The organism is Variovorax gracilis, assembly GCF_030317115.1.
GTDB classification, from domain to species: domain Bacteria; phylum Pseudomonadota; class Gammaproteobacteria; order Burkholderiales; family Burkholderiaceae_C; genus Variovorax; species Variovorax gracilis.
Genome location: NZ_JASZYF010000001.1, coordinates 805,170 through 826,710, shown reverse-complemented (window position 1 = coordinate 826,710; position 21,541 = coordinate 805,170). Strand labels below are relative to the sequence as shown.

Annotated in this window: 21 protein-coding genes; 12 read left to right on the top strand and 9 right to left on the bottom strand. The window is 66.5% G+C overall.

Translation table 11 applies throughout. From position 1 onward, the window contains the following. Positions 1-27 precede the first annotated feature (27 nt). Entirely contained in the window at positions 28-1,803 is a 1,776-nt protein-coding gene (locus QTH97_RS03970; RefSeq protein WP_286566746.1) for a phosphoethanolamine transferase, read from the top strand. Positions 1,804-1,816: 13 nt separating this feature from the next. Here the strand turns inward: QTH97_RS03970 and QTH97_RS03965 are convergent, their stop codons facing one another. From QTH97_RS03965 to QTH97_RS03955, 3 genes are read right to left on the bottom strand one after another with little or no spacing between them, the layout of a single operon-like run. Continuing rightward, positions 1,817-2,404: a peroxidase-related enzyme gene (locus QTH97_RS03965; RefSeq protein ID WP_286566745.1), complete on the bottom strand. Its 588-nt coding sequence runs from the start codon at positions 2,402-2,404 to the stop codon at positions 1,817-1,819. A 32-nt stretch (positions 2,405-2,436) separates the two neighbouring features. Further along, a complete protein-coding gene (gene eutC / locus QTH97_RS03960; RefSeq protein ID WP_286566744.1) occupies positions 2,437-3,219 on the bottom strand; it encodes an ethanolamine ammonia-lyase subunit EutC in 783 nt (260 codons plus the stop codon). Further along, entirely contained in the window at positions 3,216-4,610 is a 1,395-nt protein-coding gene (locus QTH97_RS03955) for an ethanolamine ammonia-lyase subunit EutB (RefSeq protein WP_286566743.1), read from the bottom strand. The genes eutC and QTH97_RS03955 overlap by 4 nt, the downstream gene beginning before the upstream one ends. 194 nt (positions 4,611-4,804) lie before the next feature. Here QTH97_RS03955 and QTH97_RS03950 point away from each other — a divergent pair, with 194 nt between their 5' ends. Next, a complete protein-coding gene (locus tag QTH97_RS03950) occupies positions 4,805-5,179 on the top strand; it encodes an FKBP-type peptidyl-prolyl cis-trans isomerase (RefSeq protein WP_286567095.1) in 375 nt (124 codons plus the stop codon). Positions 5,180-5,210: 31 nt separating this feature from the next. On the opposite strand, the gene QTH97_RS03945 is transcribed toward QTH97_RS03950, so the two are convergent. Beyond that, positions 5,211-5,960 (bottom strand): SDR family NAD(P)-dependent oxidoreductase, encoded by a 750-nt coding sequence (locus QTH97_RS03945; RefSeq protein ID WP_286566742.1) that lies wholly within the window; start codon positions 5,958-5,960, stop codon positions 5,211-5,213. A gap of 113 nt (positions 5,961-6,073) precedes the next feature. Between QTH97_RS03945 and QTH97_RS03940 the strand changes: the two genes are divergently transcribed. Next, positions 6,074-6,976: a LysR family transcriptional regulator gene (locus tag QTH97_RS03940; RefSeq protein ID WP_286566741.1), complete on the top strand. Its 903-nt coding sequence runs from the start codon at positions 6,074-6,076 to the stop codon at positions 6,974-6,976. 7 nt (positions 6,977-6,983) lie between these two features. On the opposite strand, the gene QTH97_RS03935 is transcribed toward QTH97_RS03940, so the two are convergent. Then, a complete protein-coding gene (locus QTH97_RS03935; protein WP_286566740.1) occupies positions 6,984-8,582 on the bottom strand; it encodes an OpgD/OpgG family glucan biosynthesis protein in 1,599 nt (532 codons plus the stop codon). Between the two features lie 176 nt (positions 8,583-8,758). Between QTH97_RS03935 and ada the strand changes: the two genes are divergently transcribed. From ada to QTH97_RS03905, 6 genes are all read left to right on the top strand, one after another. Then, on the top strand, positions 8,759-9,841 hold the full coding sequence (gene ada, locus QTH97_RS03930) for a bifunctional DNA-binding transcriptional regulator/O6-methylguanine-DNA methyltransferase Ada (RefSeq protein WP_286566739.1): 1,083 nt from the start codon (positions 8,759-8,761) through the stop codon (positions 9,839-9,841). Continuing rightward, entirely contained in the window at positions 9,838-10,563 is a 726-nt protein-coding gene (locus tag QTH97_RS03925; protein ID WP_444813365.1) for a 2OG-Fe(II) oxygenase, read from the top strand. The genes ada and QTH97_RS03925 overlap by 4 nt, the downstream gene beginning before the upstream one ends. After that, on the top strand, positions 10,560-11,216 hold the full coding sequence (gene alkB / locus QTH97_RS03920) for a DNA oxidative demethylase AlkB (RefSeq protein WP_286566738.1): 657 nt from the start codon (positions 10,560-10,562) through the stop codon (positions 11,214-11,216). The genes QTH97_RS03925 and alkB overlap by 4 nt, the downstream gene beginning before the upstream one ends. 32 nt (positions 11,217-11,248) lie before the next feature. Next, complete coding sequence (locus tag QTH97_RS03915; RefSeq protein WP_286566737.1) at positions 11,249-12,265, top strand: LysR substrate-binding domain-containing protein; 1,017 nt, start codon at positions 11,249-11,251, stop codon at positions 12,263-12,265. Between the two features lie 138 nt (positions 12,266-12,403). Next, on the top strand, positions 12,404-14,503 hold the full coding sequence (locus QTH97_RS03910; protein WP_286566736.1) for a DUF4387 family protein: 2,100 nt from the start codon (positions 12,404-12,406) through the stop codon (positions 14,501-14,503). Further along, complete coding sequence (locus tag QTH97_RS03905) at positions 14,497-15,573, top strand: Bug family tripartite tricarboxylate transporter substrate binding protein (RefSeq protein WP_286566735.1); 1,077 nt, start codon at positions 14,497-14,499, stop codon at positions 15,571-15,573. Before QTH97_RS03910 ends, QTH97_RS03905 begins: the two co-directional genes overlap by 7 nt. A 43-nt stretch (positions 15,574-15,616) precedes the next feature. Here the strand turns inward: QTH97_RS03905 and QTH97_RS03900 are convergent, their stop codons facing one another. From QTH97_RS03900 to QTH97_RS03890, 3 genes are all read right to left on the bottom strand, one after another. Then, a complete protein-coding gene (locus QTH97_RS03900; protein ID WP_286566734.1) occupies positions 15,617-15,802 on the bottom strand; it encodes a hypothetical protein in 186 nt (61 codons plus the stop codon). 99 nt (positions 15,803-15,901) lie between these two features. Beyond that, positions 15,902-16,972: an MBL fold metallo-hydrolase gene (locus tag QTH97_RS03895; RefSeq protein WP_286566733.1), complete on the bottom strand. Its 1,071-nt coding sequence runs from the start codon at positions 16,970-16,972 to the stop codon at positions 15,902-15,904. A 13-nt stretch (positions 16,973-16,985) separates the two neighbouring features. Next, positions 16,986-17,552 (bottom strand): LuxR C-terminal-related transcriptional regulator, encoded by a 567-nt coding sequence (locus QTH97_RS03890; RefSeq protein WP_286567093.1) that lies wholly within the window; start codon positions 17,550-17,552, stop codon positions 16,986-16,988. A 93-nt stretch (positions 17,553-17,645) separates the two neighbouring features. Between QTH97_RS03890 and QTH97_RS03885 the strand changes: the two genes are divergently transcribed. From QTH97_RS03885 to QTH97_RS03875, 3 genes are all read left to right on the top strand, one after another. After that, complete coding sequence (locus tag QTH97_RS03885) at positions 17,646-18,452, top strand: CoA transferase subunit A (RefSeq protein WP_286566732.1); 807 nt, start codon at positions 17,646-17,648, stop codon at positions 18,450-18,452. A 1-nt stretch (position 18,453) separates the two neighbouring features. Continuing rightward, positions 18,454-19,092, top strand: a complete 639-nt coding sequence (locus tag QTH97_RS03880) for a 3-oxoacid CoA-transferase subunit B (protein WP_286566731.1) — start codon at positions 18,454-18,456, stop codon at positions 19,090-19,092. A 72-nt stretch (positions 19,093-19,164) separates the two neighbouring features. Further along, entirely contained in the window at positions 19,165-20,544 is a 1,380-nt protein-coding gene (locus QTH97_RS03875; protein WP_286566730.1) for a CoA transferase, read from the top strand. Positions 20,545-20,560: 16 nt separating this feature from the next. On the opposite strand, the gene QTH97_RS03870 is transcribed toward QTH97_RS03875, so the two are convergent. Continuing rightward, entirely contained in the window at positions 20,561-21,454 is an 894-nt protein-coding gene (locus tag QTH97_RS03870; RefSeq protein ID WP_286566729.1) for a LysR family transcriptional regulator, read from the bottom strand. Positions 21,455-21,541: the final 87 nt, after the last annotated feature.

Below are 21,541 nucleotides of genomic sequence, written 5' to 3'. Positions count from 1 at the left end.
TTCAGTCCCGGTTTCTAGTCTCGGGGGATGCCCGGTTCTCGCGTGCAATCCACGCCCCTTCCCCAAGATCGCGTCTCCCTAGGCGCCTCAGTCCGAATCCCCTCGACGGTTCCGTTGCTTGGACTCCTGGAGTCCATCGACGACTGGTTCGCGCGCCCGCGTTCGCCCCGCACTGTCGTTGTCTGGCTCACGCTCTATCTCGCCCTCGCCGCCAACGTGCCGCTGTGGAGCGAACTCGCGCGCATCGGCGGAGCGCCCAGCGTGTACCTGCCGACGATCGCGCTCATGGCCTTGCTCACCGTGTGCGGCACCGTGGCCATCCTGTCGTTCACGGCCTGGACGCGCTGGATGAAGCCGCTCTGGTTCGGGGTCGTGGTGCTGGCCGCGGTGGTGCAGCACTACATGCTGAGCTATCGCGTGGTGATGGATCCCAGCATGCTGGCCAACGCGGTGCAGACCGACCCCAACGAAGTGCGCGACCTGATGAGCTGGCGCATGGCGTTCAACGTGCTGCTGGTCAGCGCGCTGCCCGCATGGGCGCTGTGGCGCGTGCGGATCCGGCCGCAGCGCCTTGGTTCGCAGGCCTGGCGCAACGGAGTGCTGCTGCTGAGTGTCGCTGCGATCGCCGCAGGCGGAGCGCTCGCGATGAACCGGCAGCTCGCACCGCTGATGCGCAACAACGTGCATCTGCGCTACATGATGAATCCGATGGCGAGCCTCTACTCCGCCGCGACGGTGGCGATCCGGCCGATGTTCAAGCAAAGCCGAAAGCTCATGCTCGTGGCGGGCGGCACTGCGCTGGGCGCAAGCTACGCCGGGCAGGCCAGGCCGCCGCTGTTCGTGCTGGTGGTGGGCGAGACGGCGCGTGCCGATCACTTCGGGCTCAATGGCTACGCACGCAACACCACGCCGGAGCTCGCGGCGCGGCACGTGTTGAGCTACCGCGACGTGCGTTCCTGCGGCACCAACACGCTGGCTTCCGTGCCCTGCATGTTCTCGCCGCTGGGCAAGCAGGAATTCGAGGGGCGCAAGAACGAATATGAAAACCTCATGGACGTGCTGCAGGCCTCCGGCCTTGCGGTGTTCTGGCTCGACAACCAGGCTGGCGGCTGCAAGGGCGTCTGCGATCGCGTTCCGCACGCGTCGGCATTCCAGGATCTCGATCCGAGCGTGCAGGCCGCGCTCTGCGACGGCGACGAATGCCTCGACGATGTGATGCTTCGAGGCCTGGACGAGCGTCTGGCCGCATTGCCTGCCGAGCGTCGCAGCAAGGGCGTGGTGCTGGTCATGCACCAGATGGGAAGCCATGGGCCGTCCTACTTCAAGCGCTCCTCGCCCGACGTGAAGCGCTTCCTGCCCGAGTGCAAGACGAACGCGCTGTCCGAATGCAGCCATACCGAGCTGGTCAATGGCTATGACAACTCCATCGCCTACACCGACCGCTTTCTGGGCAAGACGATCGACTGGCTCAAGGGCCAGAGCCGGCAGTTCGACCCTGCGCTCCTCTACCTGAGCGATCACGGCGAGTCATTGGGCGAGTACGGTCTGTTCCTGCACGGCGTGCCCTATGGTTTCGCGCCCGAGGTGCAGAAGCACGTGCCGATGGTGACCTGGTTGAGCGACGGCATGAAGGCGCGGCGCAAGCTCGCGAGCACGTGCATGGAATCAGGCGTGGATGCACCGCTCAGCCACGACAACCTCTATCACACGGTGCTGGGGCTGATGGACGTGAGCACGCCCACGTACAAGCCGGCGCTGGACGCGCTGGCGTCCTGCCGCGGAGGCAACGTCGCGAGCAACTGACGCGACAGCGCGTTCAATCCGCCTGCTTCTTCTCGCGCGGCAGCCTGCCCATCAGGTAGAACTCGGGATTCGGCTGCATGCCGCTGAAGCTGGCCATGCGGTTGGAAAGACCGAAGAACGCCGTGATGGCGGCGATGTCCCAGATGTCGTCGTCGCTGAATCCGTGTGCATGCAGCGGCGGGAAATCGCTCTCGTCGATTTCGTGCGAGCGCTCGCAGGCTTTCATGGCGAACGCGAGCATGGCCTGCTGGCGCGGCGTGATGTCGGCCTTTCGCCAGTTGACGGCGACCTGATCGGCCACCAGCGGCTTCTTCTCGTAGATGCGCAGCAGCGCACCGTGCGCCACCACGCAGTAGAGGCACTGGTTGGCTGCGCTGGTGGCGGTGACGATCATCTCGCGGTCGCCCTTGGTGAGCGACCCTTCTTCCTTGAGCATCAGCGCGTCGTGGTACGCGAAGAAGGCGCGCCATTCGGCCGGCCGGCGCGCCAGCGCGAGGAACACGTTGGGGACGAAACCCGCCTTTTCCTGGACTTCGAGCACTGCGGCGCGGATGTCGTCGGGCAGGTCCTTGAGTTCGGCCAAGGGGTAGCGTTCGGTCATGAATGTCTCCTGATGTGCGGGGCACGAGGACATCATAGGAGCGCGGTGCCGCTGTTCGATGGGAGCACCGCGAGGTCGCTTTCGTCCTTCAGATCGATGCCGGTCAGGCCCCGGCGGAAGGCTTCGCGGACCAGCCATGCAAGCTTGAAGGCTGCCATCGGATAGGGGAGGCCCTCGGGCCGCACGTTCGAGATGCAGTTGCGCTCGGCGTCATGCCGGCCGCGCTTCGGCGTGTGCGTGATGTAGATCCCGAGACTGTCCGGCGAACTGAGGCCGGGCCGCTCGCCGATCAGCACGATCGACAGCCGTGAACCGAAGGCTTCCGCAATCTCGTCCGCGAGGGCGACGCGGGCCTGCGACGCGATCACGATCGGCGTCAACGAAAGCTCCGGCGGCAGGTGCTCGCGCAGCGCGGCCAGCAGCGGGACGGCATGGCGGCTCACGGCCAGAGAGGAAAGCCCGTCGCCGACCACGATGCAGACATCCCGGGGCGGGCCGCCCGTTGCAGCCAGGCGCGACGCGTCGTCGGGCTCCAGTTGGCGGCCCAGGTCGGGACGGCGCAGATAGGCAGCCCGGTCTTGCGCGCGGCTATGCACCTGCGCGATCTCCCAACCGTCCGCGTGAAGCGACGCCTCCAGTTCCTTCACGTCCAGCGCCGCATGGATCGCATCGCGCGCCATCGCGTGCGCCCAGCCGAAGCGCAGCACCTCGTCCGTTGGCATGCCGGCGCCTGCGCGGCCGAGGGCCACGCGGGCCGGCGTCGCTCCTCGCCAATCGGACCAGGGACTGCGTGTGACTGGGTCGTCGTGGTTCATGAGGTCAGTGCCTTCAGGTCCTTCATGTCCGCGAGAAGGCGGTTGGAGGCGGGCGGCTGCAGCCGGCCCGCGACATCGGTGATCTGCATTCGCTGGAGCCAGGCCTCGAACTCGGGTGCCCGCTTCAGTCCCATCGTCTCGCGCAGGAAGAGGGCGTCGTGGAAGGATGTGCTCTGGTAGTTGAGCATCACGTCGTCCGCACCCGGCACGCCCATGATGAAGTTGATGCCGGCCGTGCCCAGCAGCACGAGCAGCGTATCCATGTCGTCCTGGTCCGCTTCGGCATGGTTGGTGTAGCAGACGTCACACCCCAGCGGCAGGCCGAGGAGCTTGCCGCAGAAGTGGTCTTCGAGACCCGCGCGGATGATCTGCTTGCCGTCGTACAGGTACTCGGGCCCGATGAAGCCGACCACCGTATTGATGAGCAGCGGCTTGTAGCGCCGCGCGAGCGCATAGGCGCGGGCCTCGCAGGTCTGCTGGTCGACGCCGAAGTTGGCGTTGGCCGAGAGCGCGCTGCCCTGTCCCGTCTCGAAGTACATGAGGTTCTCGCCGACGGTGCCGCGCTTGAGGGAGAGTGCCGCCGCGTAGGCCTCGTCGAGCAGCTCGGGCGTGACGCCGAACGAGCGGTTGGTCTTCTCGGTGCCGCCGATCGACTGGAACACCAGATCGATGGGTGCACCGGCCTCGGCCAGCTTCAGGGTGTTGGTGACATGGGTCAGCAGACAGCTTTGCGTCGGGATCCCGAAGCGCTGGATCACCTCGTCGAGCATGTGCAGCAGGTTCGCCAGCACGGGCATGCTGTCCGAGGCAGGATTGATGCCGATCACCGCATCGCCCGCGCCCATCAGGAGGCCGTCGAGCGTGGACGCCGCCACGCCGCGCAGGTCGTCGGTGGGGTGGTTGGGTTGCAGGCGCACCGACAGGTGCCCCGGCAGTCCGATGGTGTCGCGAAAGCGCGTGACCACGCTGCACTTGCGCGCGACCGCAATGAGATCCTGGTTGCGCATCAGCTTCGAAGCCGCGGCGGCCATCTCGGGCGTGAGCCCTGGCGCCAGCGCCGTGAGTGCGCCGGTGTCTGCCTTGTCGGACAACAGCCAGTTGCGAAAGTCGCCGACGGTCAGGTGCGACACCGGCGTGAAGGCCTGCGCGTCATGTCCATCGACGATCAGCCGTGTGATGTTGTCGTCTTCATACGGAACCAGCGCCTCGGTGAGGAACTGCTTCAGCGGCGTCTCCGCCAGCACGTGGCGCGCCGCCATGCGCTGCTGCGCGGTCGCGGCGCCGATCCCCGCCAGATAGTCGCCCGAGCGGGCGGAGCTCGCGAAGGCCATGACCTGCTTCAGGTCGTCGAACTCGAAGACTTGCGATTCGATCGTGGTGCGATAGCGCATCGGTGCAACCAGTGTTGGGGGCGGTCGATCTGGACGATTGTCGTGAAACTTCGCGTTCCGTGGGGGCAAGGCGAATTCGCAACGGCGTGCAAGCGGGGTGCCAGTCTGCCTGAGGCCCCGGCAATAATGAAACGTTCATTCATTCAACCAAGGTATCTACCGTGCGATCAGTTCTCTGCGCTGCCCTCGTTTCGATGTTCGTCCTGCCGACGGCTTTCGCCCAATCCGCGCCCGTCACCAAGCCCAGCGGCCTGGTCTTCCAGTCCATCACTGAAGGCAAGGGTGCGTCGCCCGCAGCGACCGATGTGGTCAAGGTGCACTATCGCGGCACCTTCCAGGACGGCAAGGAGTTCGACAGCTCCTACAAGCGCGGCGAGCCCACCGAATTCCCGCTCAGCGGCGTGATTCCGTGCTGGACGGAAGGCGTGCAGTTGATGAAAGCCGGCGGCAAGGCCAAGCTGACTTGCCCGCCCGCCATCGCTTACGGCAAGAGCGGCGCGGGCGGAGTGATTCCGCCCAACGCCACCCTCAACTTCGAGATCGAACTGATCTCGGTCAAGGGGCGTTGAGGATCTTCGCCGAGCCTCGCGCTGGGGGTGATCAGGCGGCGAAGCCGCCATCGACATTGAGCGAGATGCCCGTGATGAAGCTGGCGTCCGGGCTTGCGAGGAAGGCCACCGCAGCGGCAATCTCTTCGGGCCGGCCGTAGCGGCCCATCGGGATGCCTGCCTTCTGCACGGCGGCGAAATCGCCGTTCTCCGGATTCATCTCGGTATTGATCGACCCCGGCTGCACGGTATTGACCGTGATGCCGCGCGTCGCCAGGTCCCGCGCCCATCCGCGGCTGTAGGCGGCCACGGCCGCCTTGGTGGCGGAGTAGTCGGCCACGCCCGGCCATGGCGAATGATCGGCGGCCCCCGAGCCGATGGAGATGATGCGGCCGTTGTCGCTGAGCAGCGGCACCGCGGCGCGCACGGCGGCAGCCACACCGCCGACATTGATGGCGAACTGCCGGTCGAAGGCGGCGATGTCGCTGTCCGGCGCGCCGACCTGGCCGACAACGAAGACGCCAGCGTTGTTCACGAGGATGTCGAGGCGGCCGAAGTGCTCGGCGGTCTGGTTGACGAGTGCTTCGACCTGCAGCGGATCGGCCTGATCGGCCCTGAATGCGGCCGCGCGTACGCCGAGTTGCCGCAATTCCTTCACCAGAGCCTCTGCACGGTCGGCAGACGCTGAGTATCCGATCGCGACGTCGGCGCCGTCGCGTGCGAGGCGTCGGGCAATGGCGGCCCCGATGCCGCGCGATCCGCCGGTGACGAGGGCGACTTGCTTCGAGAGGGGGTGGGTCATGGTGTTCTCCAGAGGGGTTGGTGTTGCGATGGGATGGAGTTTGGGATCGGACCCGCTGCGGACCAAGACGGTGGGAGGGACTTGTTTATTCACGATTCGCTAATAATCCGGCGATGGACCAGATCGCCGCCATGCGCGTGTTCGCCCGGGTCGTCGAGGCAGGCACCTTCACGCGTGCTGCCGACTCGTTGCAGATGCCCAAGCCCAGCGTCACGAAGCTGGTCCAGCAACTCGAAGCCCACCTGCGCGTAAAGCTCCTGCAGCGCACGACGCGCCGCGTGACGGTGACGCCTGAAGGCGCGGCCTACTACGAACGCACTTCGCGCGTACTGGCCGAACTGGAAGACATCGAGGCCGACCTCACCCATGCACAGGCCAGCCCGCGCGGGCGGCTGCGCGTGGACATCGGCTCATCGCTGGCCAACCGCATCCTGATTCCCGCGCTCCCGGGCTTCCATGCGCGCTATCCGGACATCCAGATCGAACTCGGCGTGACCGATCGACCGGTGGACCTGGTGGGCGACGCGGTGGATTGCGTGATTCGCGGCGGCCCGTTGCTGGACCAGTCGCTGGTCGCGCGCCGCGTTGCCCAACTCCCTTACCTGAGTTGCGCAACCCCCGGCTATCTGCAGCGTCACGGCATCCCGAAGATGCCGGCCGAATTGCTGGAAGGGCATCGGGTAGTGAGCTATTTCTCGTCGCGCACGGGCCGGCCCTTTCCGTTGCGCTACGTGCGCGGCGAGGAGAGCTTCGAGATCAATGGCCACATCGCCGTGGCGGTGAACGAAAGCACCGCACACCTGACGACGATATTGACGGGGCTCGGCGTGGCGCAGACATTCGCCTTCATGGCCAAGCCGCATGTCGACAGCGGCGCGCTGGTCGCACTGCTCGCAGACTGGGAGCCACCGCCGCATCCGGTCTACGTCGTCTATCCGCCCAACCGACATCTCAGCGCGAAGCTGCGCGCCTTCGTCGATTGGGTGGAAATCTTCAGCCCCTACAGCACCGCCTGAGCAGCGACTAGAACGGCTGGAACTGATAGAGCCAGGTTTCGGACAGCGTCTGCTCGCCGTTCTTCAGGTACAGCCGCATATCGACCGGCTCCGTACCTTCGGCGGTGAAGTCGAACTGCGCACGCCAGTGCCCCGGCACGCCGTTCGGCACCGCTTCGGCAAAGATGTACGAGAACTTGCCGCGCGAAGCCGTCAGCACGAGTTCGGGCTTGACGCCGAAGGGCAGCGATTCCAGCGGCTTGCCGATGAATTCGACCATGAACTTGCGCACGCCTTGCGGCCGTGGCTGTCCGGGCTGGCCGCCGCGGCCGATGCGCGTGGCCACGGTGCGCGCCAGCGGCGAAGGGAACGGCTCCTCGGCGCTCCAGTGCAGACGGTACTTGAGGTTGTAGCTCGACCCGGCGGTGGCCGGTGCCTTGGGCACCCAGCAGGCGAGGATGTTGTCGTGGATCTCGTCGTCGGTCGGGATCTCGATGAGCTGCACCGAGCCTTCGCCCCAGTTGCCCAGCGGCTCGACCCAGAGGCTGGGGCGCTTCTCGTAGTAGACGCCGTCCTGGTAGTGGTCGAAGCCACGGTCGCGTTGCAACAGGCCGAAGCCGCGCGGGTTGGTGTCGGTGAAGGCCGATGCGCGGGTCTGCGTCGGGTTGTTGAGCGGTCGCCAGATGCGCTCGCCGGCGCCGTTCCACATTGCCAGACCGTCGGAGTCGTGCACCTCGGGGCGCCAGTCGATGCCGGTGGGCTTCACCGTTTCGGAATACCAGTACATCGACGTCAGCGGCGTGAGGCCGAAGCGGCCCACGTCGCGGCGCAGGAAAAGGCGTGCGTCGATGTCCATCAGCACGGCCTTGTCGCGTTGCAGCACGAACTTGTAGGCGCCCGTGATGCTCGGCCCTTCGAGCAACGCGTAGATCGTCATCGAGTTCGAGCTGTCCGATGCCGGCGGCTCGAAGTAGAAGCGGGTGAAGGTGGGAAATTCCTCCGCGCGATCGGGCAGGGCCGCGTCGAGCGCAATGCCGCGCGCGGAAAGCCCGTATTGGTAGAGCTCGCCGATGGCGCGAAAGTACGAAGCACCGAGAAAGGCCGCCCAGTCGTTCGTCTGCCAGGGCAGCTTCTTCTGGTCGCCCAGCCGGCTCTCCTGAAGGCGGAAACCGGCAAACCCGGCGCCGTCCTTGAGTTGCCGCGCGGGACTGTCTTCGGGCATGGCGAAATACGATGCGTCGTAGACGATCTCGCGCGCGAAGCCGTCGCCGCCCGCGCTTTCCAGGACGTACATGTGCACCGGCGTCTGGAAATAGCGCCCGAGGTGGAAAAAGGTCACCGGAAACTGGCCGGGCCCGTCCTTGAACAGGGCGTTGTCGGTGTTGAACTTGATCTTGCCGTGGGCGTCGTAGTCGATGCGCTCGAGCACGCTGGCCGGCAGGGAGGTGTCGGCGACGTAGGGCTTGGCACCCAGCGATTTCGCCAATGCAACAAGACGTTCGAAGGAGAAGGGCCGGGGCGGGCTGAGCGTGAGTCCACCGGCCGCAAGGGCGTCGGCAGGCAGTCCGAGAGCGGCAAGCGCCAATGAGGCGCCGCCGGCGGTGAGGAGGGAACGGCGATCGATCATGTGGACCAAATGGTAACGAGGCCTGGCGCGCCCACCCGTAGGCCAAGGGCTGAAGAAAAATCCGGGCTTGACGGTGCTGTCCTACGATCGGATTCGAAAGCAAGACCCGGAGTGCGCCTCCGGCCGTCGATCCCTACAGTGAAGCCATCGAACAACCACCAGATCGAAGGATGCATATGAACATGAGCAATCCCAACGAAATGCGGGCCCTCGCGACCGTCAGCGATCCGCGCTGGGCTTCCGTGCTCGCCCGCGACGCGGCGGCGGACGGGCGATTCTTCTACTCGGTCAGGACCACGGGTGTGTATTGCAGGCCCTCCTGCGCGGCACGCTCTGCGCGCCCGGAGAACGTGGAATTCCACGCCACGACTGCGGACGCCGAGCGCGCGGGCTTTCGCCCTTGCAAGCGCTGCAAGCCCGACCAGCCCGCACGGGCCGAGCAGCACGCGGCTGCCATCGCCGACCTCTGCCGCTTCATCGAGCGTTCGGAGCAGGCGCCCACGCTGGACGACCTTGCCGGGCGCGCCGGGTGGAGCACGTGGCACCTGCACCGGCTCTTCAAGGAGGTCACCGGCGTCACGCCCAAGGCCTATGCAACGGCACATCGCGCAAGTCGGGTGCGGCAGGAACTGGCTCGCAGCGACACGGTGACGGATGCCATCTACGACGCCGGCTACAACTCGAACGGCCGCTTCTACGAGCGCTCGAACGAGATGCTGGGCATGACGCCCACTGCATGGCGTGCCGGTGGTGCCAATACCGACATCCGCTTCGCGATCGGCGAATGCGCGCTGGGTGCCATCCTGGTCGCGCAGAGCGAACGCGGTGTCTGTGCGATCGCACTGGGTGACGACCCCGATGCACTGGCGCGCGACCTGCAGGACCAGTTTCCGCAGGCGCGGCTGATCGGCGGCGATGCCGGCTTCGAGGAACTGGTGGCGAAGGTGGTCGGCTTCGTCGAGGCACCGGGACTGGGCCTCGACTTGCCGCTCGACGTGCGCGGCACGGCTTTCCAGCAGCGTGTGTGGCAGGCCTTGCGCGAGATTCCGATCGGCGCGACCGCGAGCTACAGCGACATCGCGAAGCGCATCGGCGCACCGAAATCGATGCGTGCGGTGGCCCAGGCCTGCGGCGCCAACACGCTGGCGGTGGCGATTCCGTGCCATCGAGTGGTGCGCAGCGACGGCAGCCTGTCGGGCTATCGCTGGGGCGTGGAGCGCAAGAGCGCGCTGCTGCGGCGGGAGGCGAAGCGGGCATGAACGCACGGGACATGAATGCCCCGGTTGCGCGGGTTGCTGCGATTGACTGGGCGCAGGCGAGCAGCGATCTCGATGAGCAGGGGAGTGCGGTGATTCCCGGCCTGCTCACGCGGGCCGAGTGCGAGAGGCTCGCCGCGATGTACGCGTCGGAGGCTTCGTTTCGCAGCCGCGTCGTGATGGAACGGCATGGCTTCGGCCGCGGGGAGTACAAGTACTTCGCGTATCCGTTGCCCGATCTGGTCGCGGGCTTGCGGGAGGTGGCGTATCCGCATCTCGCGCCGATCGCGAACCGCTGGAACGAGGTCATGGGGATCGACGTGCGCTTCCCGTCCCGGCATGCCGACTTCATCGCCCGATGCCACGCGGCAGGGCAGACGAAGCCGACGCCTCTGCTGTTGCAGTACCGCGCCGAGGACTACAACTGCCTGCACCAGGACCTGTACGGCGAGCACGTCTTTCCGCTGCAAGTCGTCATCCTGTTGTCCGAGCCGGGCCGCGACTTCACGGGCGGCGAGTTCGTGATGACCGAGCAGCGCCCGCGCATGCAGTCGCGGCCGATGGTGCTGCCACTGCGCCAGGGCGATGCGGCGGTGATCGCGGTGCATCACCGGCCTGTGCAGGGGACGCGCGGCGTCTACCGGGTCAACCTGCGGCACGGAGTGAGCCGGGTTTTGTCGGGGAATCGGCACACGGCGGGCATCATCTTTCACGACGCGGCATGACGCCAGATCTGTTCGAAACCGTCTCGGAGCCTGTGGCGCCCTGGCTGGAGCCACTCGAACCGGGCGCCGTCGTGCTGCGCCAGTTCGCGCGGCCGTACGAGGAAGAACTCCTGGATGCAGTGCGGCACGTGATCGACGATGCACCACTTCGCCACATGGTGACGCCCGGCGGCTTTCGCATGTCGGTTGCGATGACCAATTGCGGCGAGCTGGGTTGGGTCACGGATCGTACGGGCTACCGCTACGACGCGATCGATCCCGAGGCGAGCCGGCCTTGGCCGCGCATGCCTGCCGTGTTCTCGCGGCTTGCGGGTGAGGCGGCCGCGCAGGCCGGCTTCGATCGCTTCGTGCCGGATGCCTGCCTGGTCAATCGCTACGAAGCGGGCACACGGCTGTCCTTGCATCAGGATCGCGACGAGCGCGACCATGCCCAGCCCATCGTTTCCGTGTCGCTGGGCTTGCCGGCCGTGTTCCTATTGGGTGGAGCGAAGAGGACAGACAAGGCCCGGCGCATACCGCTCGCCCATGGCGACGTCGTTGTCTGGGGTGGACCGGCACGTCTGCATCACCATGGTGTGCTGCCGTTGAAGGAGGGTTCACATCCGTTCATGGGCGACTGCCGCATCAACCTCACCTTTCGCAAGGCCGCCTGAGCGCGCCTTCGCGCTGCGGATGACTTTTCCCGGTGCTTGCGGAACAATCCCGGCAATCCGGCGTCTGCGACCCGGCAGGCTCCGATTCGATCCAACCATCCTCCGGGCAGGAGAACCACATCCAGCTCCGCCATCTGCGCTACTTCGTGAAGATCGTGGAGGCGGGCAGCTTTTCGCGCGCCGCCACGATGATCTTCATTGCGCAGCCCGCCCTCAGCCAGCAGATGGCAGAACTCGAGGAAGAACTCGGCGTGGTGCTGCTCCACCGCAGCGCACGCGGCGTCCGGCCCACGGCGGCGGGCGATGCCCTCTATCGCGAGGCAGTGTCGATCCTGCGGCAGGTCGAGAAGCTCCCGGAGATCGTGCGCTTCAGCGGCGGCGAGGTGGCGGGCTCCGTGAGCCTCGGGATGTCGTCGACCCTCGCGTCCCTTTTCGCCGGGGGCTTCATGAAGGCCTGCAGGACCGCGCTGCCGATGGTGAACCTGAGTTTTGTCACCGAGGACAGCCTGTCTCTCAAGTCGCGCATCGCGGCCCGGACGCTGGACCTCGCGATCGTGTTCGAGGAGGCGCCCACCCCGGGGCTCGTACGGCATCCGCTGCTTCGCCAGCGGTTGTACTTCGTCGACCGCAAGCAAGGGGTGCGCGGCGGCGCCAAGTCGATTTCGCTGTCGCAGGTGGCCGCCCGGCCGCTGGTGTTGCCGAGCCACCCCAATGCCATGCGCAGCCTGCTCGACGAACATTTCGCGGCGGCAGGGCTCGCACCCACGGTCGTTGCCGAGGCCAACATGCTGCACGGCATGCTGTCGGCGGTGCAGTCCGGCGTCGGCGCGACCGTCATCCCGATGGGCGACTTCAAGGCAGGCACTGGCCAGGCGGGGCTCGTCGCGACACCGATCGAGCCCGCCATCCACCAGACCGCACACGTGGTGTCCTCCGACGGTGTGTCGCTGACCCGTGCGGGGGAGGCGGTGCGCGACATGCTGGGGCCCTTCGTGCACAGCTTCCTCGGCGAGCAGTCGCCGTTGGGGATGGAGTGCATCGAGGGGTAGCTTCGAAGCCCATATCCGCCACCTATAGCTGCATAACGAGACCGTATTTCCCAACGGTCGTCGATCCAAGCACAGTCCGCCTCCATGTCGAACGAGAGCGCAGCGTCCCGCTGCCTCCGGACATCCAGGAGTACGGTCATGGCCAGGCTTGTCTATCGTGTGGTTTCCGCTTGCGGGGCCCTGGGTTATGGGTTTCCGAGAGCATCGTTGCAGGAGGCGCTCAGGGGGCGCATCGACGCCATCGTCTCGGATGCGGGCTCGATGGATGCCGGTCCCTACTACCTGGGCACCGGCAAGCAGTATTTCGAGCGCGAGGCGGTCAAGGCCGACTACCGCCACATGGTCGAGGCCGGTCTGCAAACCGGCAGCCCGGTGATCCTCGGAAGCTGCGGTATGGCCGGCGCAGATCGCAACCTGGACTGGATGCTCGATGTGGCCAAGGAAGTGTTCGCCGAGCTCGGCGTCAAGGACGCCAAGGTTGCGGTCATCAACGCCGAGCTGGACCCTGAAGTGGTCATCGGCGAACTGCGCCAGGGCAACTTGCTCCCGACCGGCGTCGGGCCCGAACTCGACGAAGCGGCGTTGCGCCAGAGCGTCATCGTTGGCCAGATGGGCATCCATCCGTTGATCACCGCGCTCGAAAGCGGCGCCCAATACGTCTTCGCGGGGCGTTCCTGCGACATCGCGCTGTTCGCCTCCGACATGATCCGCCGAGGCATCGACCCCGGCATCGCCTATCACGTGGGTCATGTGCTCGAATGCGGCGCACTGGCCTGTGATCCGGGGACGCCGTCCGACTGCCTGGTGGCCGAGCTGTACGACGACGGTTCGGCCGTCTTCGTGGCCCCGGACGCGAACCGCCGCTGCACGCCGTACTCGATCGCCGCCCACTCGCTTTACGAGGAAAGCCACCCTCAACTGCAGTTCTATCCCGAGGGCATCCTGGTGATGGAAAAGACGGAATTCTTCGTGCCGGACGTGCGCACCACTGGCATCCGCAACAGCCGGTTCGTACGCGCGTCCAGGCCCTGGCCTTGGAGCATCAAGCTGGAGGGTTCGCGCCGTCTCGGCGGACGCAAGGTTTCGCTGATCCACATCGACCCGGCGGACCTGCCGAACATCCCGCCCGAGGTGCTGGTGTACGGCCGCAACGGTGTGCAGGCTCGCGCGGTGGAAGGCGAGGAGCGCGAACTCGGCATCATTGTCGAGACGACCGCGAAGACGCCGGAGGCGGCCGAGACACTGGCCAGCCTGCTGACGCACTACCTGATCCACTACGGCTACCCGGGCCGCAAGGCGACCGCCGGCAACATCGCCTATCCGCTGTCGCCCAACCTCGTGAGCTTCCGCCGCGAGGACGGGCTCTATGGCGCCATCGTGCCGAGCGGCACCCGCGATCCGGTGTTCTTCGCGAACTACGACAAGGTCAAGGCAGCGGTGATTGGGCTGATCGAGGCACAGTTCCCGGATGCGCTGGCGCAGGCGCAATACCGGCTGATCGATGCCGATGCCGAGCATCCCGCCGTGCTGCTGCGAACCATCGACGACGATCCCGCCCGGCTGGCCGAGCGCCATGCGGCCGAGGTCGAGGCCATCGCGAGGCTTGCGCCGCCCAAGTCGGGCTCGCGCCTGAACCTCGACGCCGCCGATGCCTACGAATGGTCGCTCTACCACTTGCTGCAGAACGAAGAGGTGATCAAGCAGCGGATGTTCCCGATCAGCTACTACCGTGCCGAGGGCGCTTCATGGGTCAAGGAGGGCAGCGAGCGACCGCGCTACTTCGATATCGGCGTCACAGGCTACGAAGGCAACCTGGACGACCGCACGCTGTCGCTGATCGCGGATGCGCCGCCGCGCGGCCAGCCGCATGGGAGCCGGCCTCTTCTCGACATGGCGGTGGTGATCCGCAGCAAGGACGCCGGCATCAACCGGCTGACCTTCGACATCGTCTTCAATTCGGTCGGCGACTACGAGACGGCGTTGCGCTCGAATTTGTTCCACAAGGACAGCATCGCGGGAGTTCTCCAGGTGGCCCCGGAGCGTGTCGTCGGCAGTTTTTTCGTCGATACCTGCAATGCGATCAAGATCTCGATCGACCGGCCGAACATTTCCGCATCGCCTGACGAACGGGATGTGTTCGGTGCGCAGCAGCAATCGGCGATCGAGGGCCTGCGCATTCCCATCCACGCCGAGTCGCTGCTCGGGGTCTCGGCTTGGAGCCGATCGTCTTCGTGCTGAACAATGCCGGCTATCTGTTCGAACGCCTGCTCGACAAGGACCCGGCCATCGCCTGCAACCCGCCTCCGCACGAGCACGTCGCACCGCAGCGACGCCTGCTGTTGCGCGCCGCGCTGGCTTCGACCATTCCGGGGGCTTGGCTGCCCGCAGCGCTGGCGCAGCCGGGCGAGCGCTTCCCGTCCCGTCCGATCAAGCTGATCGTCGCCTTCGCGCCAGGCACCGGCAGCGATGCGCTGGCGCGGATCGTGGCGACTGCGATGGCGCCGCTGCTCGGGCAGCCGCTGATCGTCGACAACCGCGCGGGCGCCGGCGGCGCGACCGGCACCGAGCAGGGCGCCCGGGCGCCGGCCGATGGTTACACCCTGACGCTCGCGACCACCAGCACGCTGCTGACCCATCCCGCGCTGAATCCCAAGGCGCGCTACCGCGCCGAGCGCGATTTCGTGCCGGTCGCGGGTCTTTCGCGCACTGCCTTCGTGCTCGTGGTGGCCGACACCCCCGAGGCGCCGCGCAGCCTTGCAGAGCTGAATGAGCGCTTGGCCCGGATGGGCGGTTCCTTTGGCTCGCCTGGCGTCGGCACCATCGGGCACCTCGCGGCCGAATACTTCCTGAGCCGGTCCGGGCGCAGGGCGGTCCACGTGCCTTATCGCGGCAGCGGCGCGGCGCTGACCGACGTTGCCGGAGGGCAACTGCTCTTCGGCTGCGACACCGTGGTCGCGGCGCTTCCGCTGATCCGCGCCGCCAGGCTGCGCGCGCTGTTCGTTACCGCGCAGGAACGCCTGGACACGTTGTCGAGTGTGCCTACCGCGGCCGAAGCGGGCATGCCGCAATTGGCGCTCTCGGCCTGGTGGGGGTTGGCGGCACCGGCGGCCACGTCGCCTGCCATCGTCGCGCTGCTGTCCGATGCCGTGATGAAGGCGCTTGCATCGCCGGAGGTGAGATCGCAACTTGCGAGCCAGCAGTTGGAGCCGATGCCCTTGCCGTCGGACGCCTTCGGAGCGCTGATCCATTCGGAGCTTCCCTTCTGGACCGAGTTCGTCCGCCAGAGCGGCATCCGGCTCGAATTCTGAAAGCGCCGGTTCCTGCAGATCGGCGCGTCGCGCAGCCTGTCTCTTACTGGGCGGTCGCCACCGCCGTCGTGTCCCCGGTCAACCAGGCGAGCGCTGCCGGACTCGCGCTCAACGAGGTGGCCGCCTCGGCGAGGCGCAACTCGCCCTTCGCGGCCTCACCGCCTACGATTCCCGCCGCGGACGCCAGGGTCACCGCGCCGGCCAAGATGAAGTTCCATGTCGTGTTCATTTGCTGCCTCTGTGAGACCTGAGTCTGAGGCCATTCGTCCGCGCAGGATCAGGGCAAAACGAACTGCAGTGTTCGCTTGCGAGAAACAATGGCGGTCATTCAGACTTCGCGCGCGGTGACCACGATGCGAGGTGCGAGCTTTCGCGTCTCGCCGACCGCGGTCACGAAGAACTCGTCGTCCGGCACGCCCAGTGCGCTGCGAAGCTCCGCAAGCTTCCTGGGCGGTTCGTCCAGCGCCTCGTCGGTCAGCGTGAAGACACCCCAGTGGATGCCGAGCGAGCGCTTGGCGCCCACGTCACTGTGGATCTTCAGCGCTTCCTCGACATCGACGTGCTGCTTGCTCATGAACCAGCGCGGTGCGTAGGCCCCGATGGGAATAAGCGCAATGTCGAATCCGCCGCCGTGCCCGGGCGCCTGGCGATCCTGGAAGTGGCGGCGGATGTCGGTGAAGTCGCGCGAGTAGCCCGTGTCGCCGGTGAACAGGAGATGGCAATCCGGCGCGAGGACCGCGAAGCCGCCCCAGAGGGTCGCCATCGCGTCGCCGGGGCTGCGTGAGGACCAGTGCTGCGCCGGAACCAGGGTCACGTCGACATCGCCGCGTGGCGACGGCACGCGGTGGCTGTCCCACCAGTCGAGCTCGGCTGCGTTGCGGATGCCGCGCGCGGCCAGCCACGGCTTCAGGCCCAGGGGCACGATGAACAAGGGCGGGCCGCCGGCCTGCCGGTTGAGTGCCAGCACGGACGCCGCATCCAGATGGTCGTAGTGGTTGTGCGACACCAGCACCAGGTCGACGTGCGGCAGTTCCGCCAAGGCGATGCCGGGCGCGGTGTGGCGCTTCGGGCCCACGAGCCGCAGGGGTGAGGCACGCTGCGAGAACATCGGATCGGTCAGCAATGTGAGCCCGCCCATCTGGACCATGACGGTGGCATGGCCGACGTAGGTGATGGCCGGTGCCATCCGCACGCCGGCAAGCGCGTTGGCGTGCAGCCAGGCCAAGTCGGGCGCCACCCTCGGCGTAGGTGCCAGCGGCGGCGGCGGCAGGTGATCGCGGAAGGCGTCCCTGCGCCAGCGCAGCAGCTCCGAGAGGCTCTTCGGCTGGTACTCCACGTAGTTGTTCTGGAAGCCGCGGACGCGGTGATGCGGCTTCTCGGGGTCGTGATAGGAGTTCATGCTTCGCCGCAATCTATCCGGCGATCAGCTTTTGCACCAGTTCGGCGGTGGTCGCCGCGGCATACTTGCGCATCAGCCGTGCGCGATGGATTTCCACGGTGCGGTGGCTGATGGCGAGGGCCTTGCCGATCTCCTTGGAGGTGCGCCCCTGCATGACCTGCGCCGCCACCTCGCGCTCGCGCGGCGTGAGTTCGGCCTTGACGGAGCGGCGCGAACCCAGATCCTCGAAGGTCCAGATGCCGGCCTCGTGCGGCGCGGCGCGGTTGAGCGCCTGGCCGCTTACATGGCACCAGAAGGTGTCGCCGGCGAAGGCGCCATGCAGATCGCCCAGCCTTTTCATCATGCGGTTGTCGGCATAGCGGCCGCTGGCGTTCAGGATCGGCTCCATGCGCTTGCCGATACGCTCGAATTCGGCGACGCTCGGGTACAGCACCTGGAACGACTGGCCGACCAGCGCATTGCGCGTGGCGCCGAACATTTCGCACAGCCGCGCGTTGCAATCCACGATGATGCGATGGCGCGACAGCACCATGCCCACCGGCGACTGCTCGAAGGCGAGCCGGTAGTCGATGGCGGTCAGATCGGTGTCGGGTGTCTCCATTACGAAATACTACGTATGTCTGTACGTAGTATCGTCTGAGACTCTGAATCAACCATCACCCAGCGAGGAATCATGGCGAACAAGATCTACCCCTCCGCCGACGCGGCGCTCAAGGGTGTCGTGGCCGATGGCCAGACGCTCGCCGTCGGCGGCTTCGGCCTGTGCGGCATCCCCGAGGCGCTGATCGACGCGCTGCACGATTCGGGCGTGAAGAACCTGACCTGCATCTCCAACAACGCGGGTGTCGACGGCTTCGGCCTAGGCAAGCTGCTCGAAACCCGCCAGATCAAGAAAATGATCGCGAGCTACGTGGGCGAGAACAAGGAGTTCGAGCGCCAGTACCTCGCGGGCGAACTCCAGCTCGAATTCACGCCGCAGGGCACTTTGGCCGAGAAGCTGCGCGCCGGCGGCGCCGGCATCCCGGCCTTCTTCACCAAGACAGGTGTGGGCACCCAGGTCGCCGAAGGCAAGGAATTGCGCGAATTCGACGGCGAGACCTACGTCATGGAACGCTCGCTCGTTCCCGATGTCGCGCTGGTCAAGGCCGACGTGGCCGACAAGTCCGGCAACCTGCGCTTCCGCCTGACGGCGCGCAACTTCAATCCCGCCGCGGCAATGGCCGGCAAGATCTGCATCGTCGAGGTCGAGAAGATCGTCGAAGTCGGCGAACTGGCGCCGGACGACATCCACCTGCCAGGCATCTATGTGCACCGCATCGTGCTCAACAGCAACCCCGAGAAGCGCATCGAGAAGCGGACGGTGAGCGCCGCCGCACCGGTCGACGCAGTGGCCGCCAAGGTCGAGGCGCAGGCCGCCATCGCGCAAGCCGCGGCCGGCAGCGAAGTCCCGGCCCCCATCAAGAACAGCAAAGGAGCCTGAGATGCCCTGGACCCAAGACCAGATGGCCGCACGTGCGGCGCAAGAACTCGAAGACGGCTTCTACGTCAACCTGGGCATCGGCATCCCGACGCTGGTCGCCAACTTCGTCGGTGACAAGGAAGTCTGGCTGCAGAGCGAGAACGGCATGCTCGGGATCGGGCCGTTCCCGACGGAGGACCAGGTCGACGCCGACCTGATCAACGCCGGCAAGCAGACCGTGACGACCTTGCCCGGCAGCGCCATCTTCGGCAGCCACGACAGCTTCGCGATGATCCGCGGCGGCAAGATCAACCTGTCAATCCTCGGCGCCATGCAGGTGAGCGAGAAGGGCGACCTCGCCAACTGGATGATCCCCGGCAAGATGGTCAAGGGCATGGGTGGCGCGATGGACCTCGTGGCGGGCGTGAAGCGTGTGATCGTGCTGATGGAACACGTGGCCAGGAAGAAGGATGGCACCGAGGATCTCAAGATCCTCGAGAAGTGCACGCTGCCGCTGACGGGCGTGGGGGTTGTGGATCGCATCATCACGGACCTTGCCGTGATGGACGTGGTGCCGCAGGGCCTGAAGGTCGTCGAGTTGGCGCCGGGCGTGAGCTTCGAGACGCTGCAGGCCAAGACCGGAACCAAGCTGATCCGGTGAGGCATCCGGCGCTTGGCGCAAAGGGCAGGGCCGTGTGAACGCGCCCTGCCTTTTTTGTTTGGAGAGCAGGACATGAACGCGACCGAGGAACTGAGCCGGATCTGGCGGCTTGCGGGCTTGCCGCCTGAAGCGTTGGCCTATGCGCGCCTTGATGGCACAGACCCGGTGTTGCCGTCGTCGTTCGCCGTAGGGACTGCAGCGCAGAGCACCATCGCCGCTGCCGCGCTCGCGGCCTGCGAACTGGGTCACGCACGGGGCACGCCGCGGCAGGAGGTCCATGTCGAGATGGTGCACGCGGCGCTCGAATGCACGGGCTGGTTCAGCGTGGATGGAAGGGTGCCGGAGTTGTGGGACGCGTTTTCCGGGTTGTACCGGGCGTCTGACGGTTGGGTGCGCGTCCATGCGAATTTCGCGCACCACCGGGACGGGGCGCTGCCGCTGCTGGGCCTGAATCCGCAGACCGCGCAGCGCGCGGATGCCGAAGCAGCAATGCACTCGTGGAAGGCGGTGGAGTTCGAGTCTGTCGCGGCGGCCAAAGGGCTGGTCGCGACGGCGTTGCGGCATTTCGACGAGTGGGACGTCACGCCGCAGGGCGCCGCCTTGGCGTTGCAGCCGTTGTTCACCTTCGAGCGAATCGGCGATGCACCGGCGCGCGACCTGCCACCGCTTTCTGCAGAGGCGAGGCCTTTGTCGGGCGTGCGTGTGCTGGACCTGACGCGCATCCTCGCCGGCCCTGTGGGCGGTCGCGCGCTCGCGGCATATGGCGCCGACGTGATGCTGATCAATTCACCGAACCTGCCCAACATCGAAGCGATCGCGGACACCAGCCGCGGGAAGCTGTCGGCCCATGTCGATCTGCAAACGGAAGCCGGGCGCAACGCATTGACGGCCTTGCTGCAAGACGCACACGTCATGATCCAGGGTTACCGGCCCGGCGGCATCGCGGCGTTGGGCTTCGGTGCCCATCAGGCGGCGGAGATGCGGCCGGGAATCGTCTATGTCTCACTCTCGGCCTACGGAACGCAAGGCCCTTGGGCGGAGCGCCGCGGCTTCGATTCGCTGGTCCAGTCCGCGATGGGTTTCAACCATGCGGAGGGTGAGGCTGCCGGGGATGGAAAGCCAAGGCCGCTGCCGATGCAGATCCTCGACGAGGCGACGGGCTACCTCATCGCCATGGGCGCGTCTGCAGCGCTGTGGCGTCAGCAGCGCGAGGGCGGCAGCTGGCATGTGCAGGTCTCGCTGGCCCAGACGGGGCATTGGCTTCGCGGATTGGGGCGGGTGGCCGATGGGCTTCGGATCGAAAGGCCTGACAGGTCGCCGTACCTGGAAACGTCGGCGTCGGGGTTTGGGGCGCTGTGTGGGGTGCGCCATAGCGCGCAGCTTCTGCGTACGCCTGCCGTGTGGTCGCGGGCATCGATGCCGCCTGGGAGGCATTTGCCGGTTTGGGCATAGGGGCGAGAACGCTCCGCTACCCCTCAGGCAGCAACAGCGATCGCTGTCCCTCCACCGTCTCCCGCAAGAAATCCCAAGTCGCCTTCATGCGCGCAAGGTGCCGAGTCTCTGCCGGCACCGACATCCAGAACGTCCGCGTGAAGTTGGCCTCGCCCGGCAACACCCGGCGCAACGACTTGTCGCGTTCCGCGATGAACGCCGGCAGCACCGCGATGCCCGCGCCCGCCACCGTGGCCTGGTGCTGCGCCAGGATGCTGGTGCTGCGCAGCGCAAAGGAATCCGGCCGGTACAACTCGTCCAGGTACTGCAGCTCCTTGCTGAACAGCAGGTCGTCCACGTAGCTGATGAAGGTGTGGCCGCGCAAGTCTTCCCGCGTGCGGATTTCGCCGTGCTTTGCCAGATAGGGCTTCGACGCGTACAGGCGCAGGACATAGTCAGTCAACTTGGTCACCACCACCGGACCGCGTGCCGGCCGTTCGAGCGAGATCACGATGTCGGCCTCCCGGCGCGACAGATGCACGAGCCGCGGCATCGCCAGCAGGTCGATCACCAGCTTGGGATGCTGCTGCGCGAACAGCGCGAGCTGCGGCGCCAGCACGATCGTGCCGAAGCCCTCCGTCGCGCCGATGCGCACCAGCCCCGAAAGCCCTTCGTGCGAGGCGGCCGTCGCGCTTTCGACGGTGAGGAAGGCGCTCTCCATCGCCTCCACCTGAGGCTGCAACCGACGCCCCGCCTCCGTCAGCCGGTGCCCGTCGGCCTCGCGCGAGAAGAGGGCCGTGCCCACCTGCTTCTCCAGCGCCTGGATGCGCCGCGCCACCGTCGTGTGGTCGACCGCGAGGCGCCGCGCTGCACCGACCAGCGTGCCTGACCGGGCGAGCTCCAGGAAGAAGCGGAGGTTGTCCCAATCCATGATGTGCAATTATGCAGATCACTGGTGCGTAATTGTCTATTGCCACGGCAAAAGTGCAAAGCTAGCATCCCCCTCCTGCACCCCCCA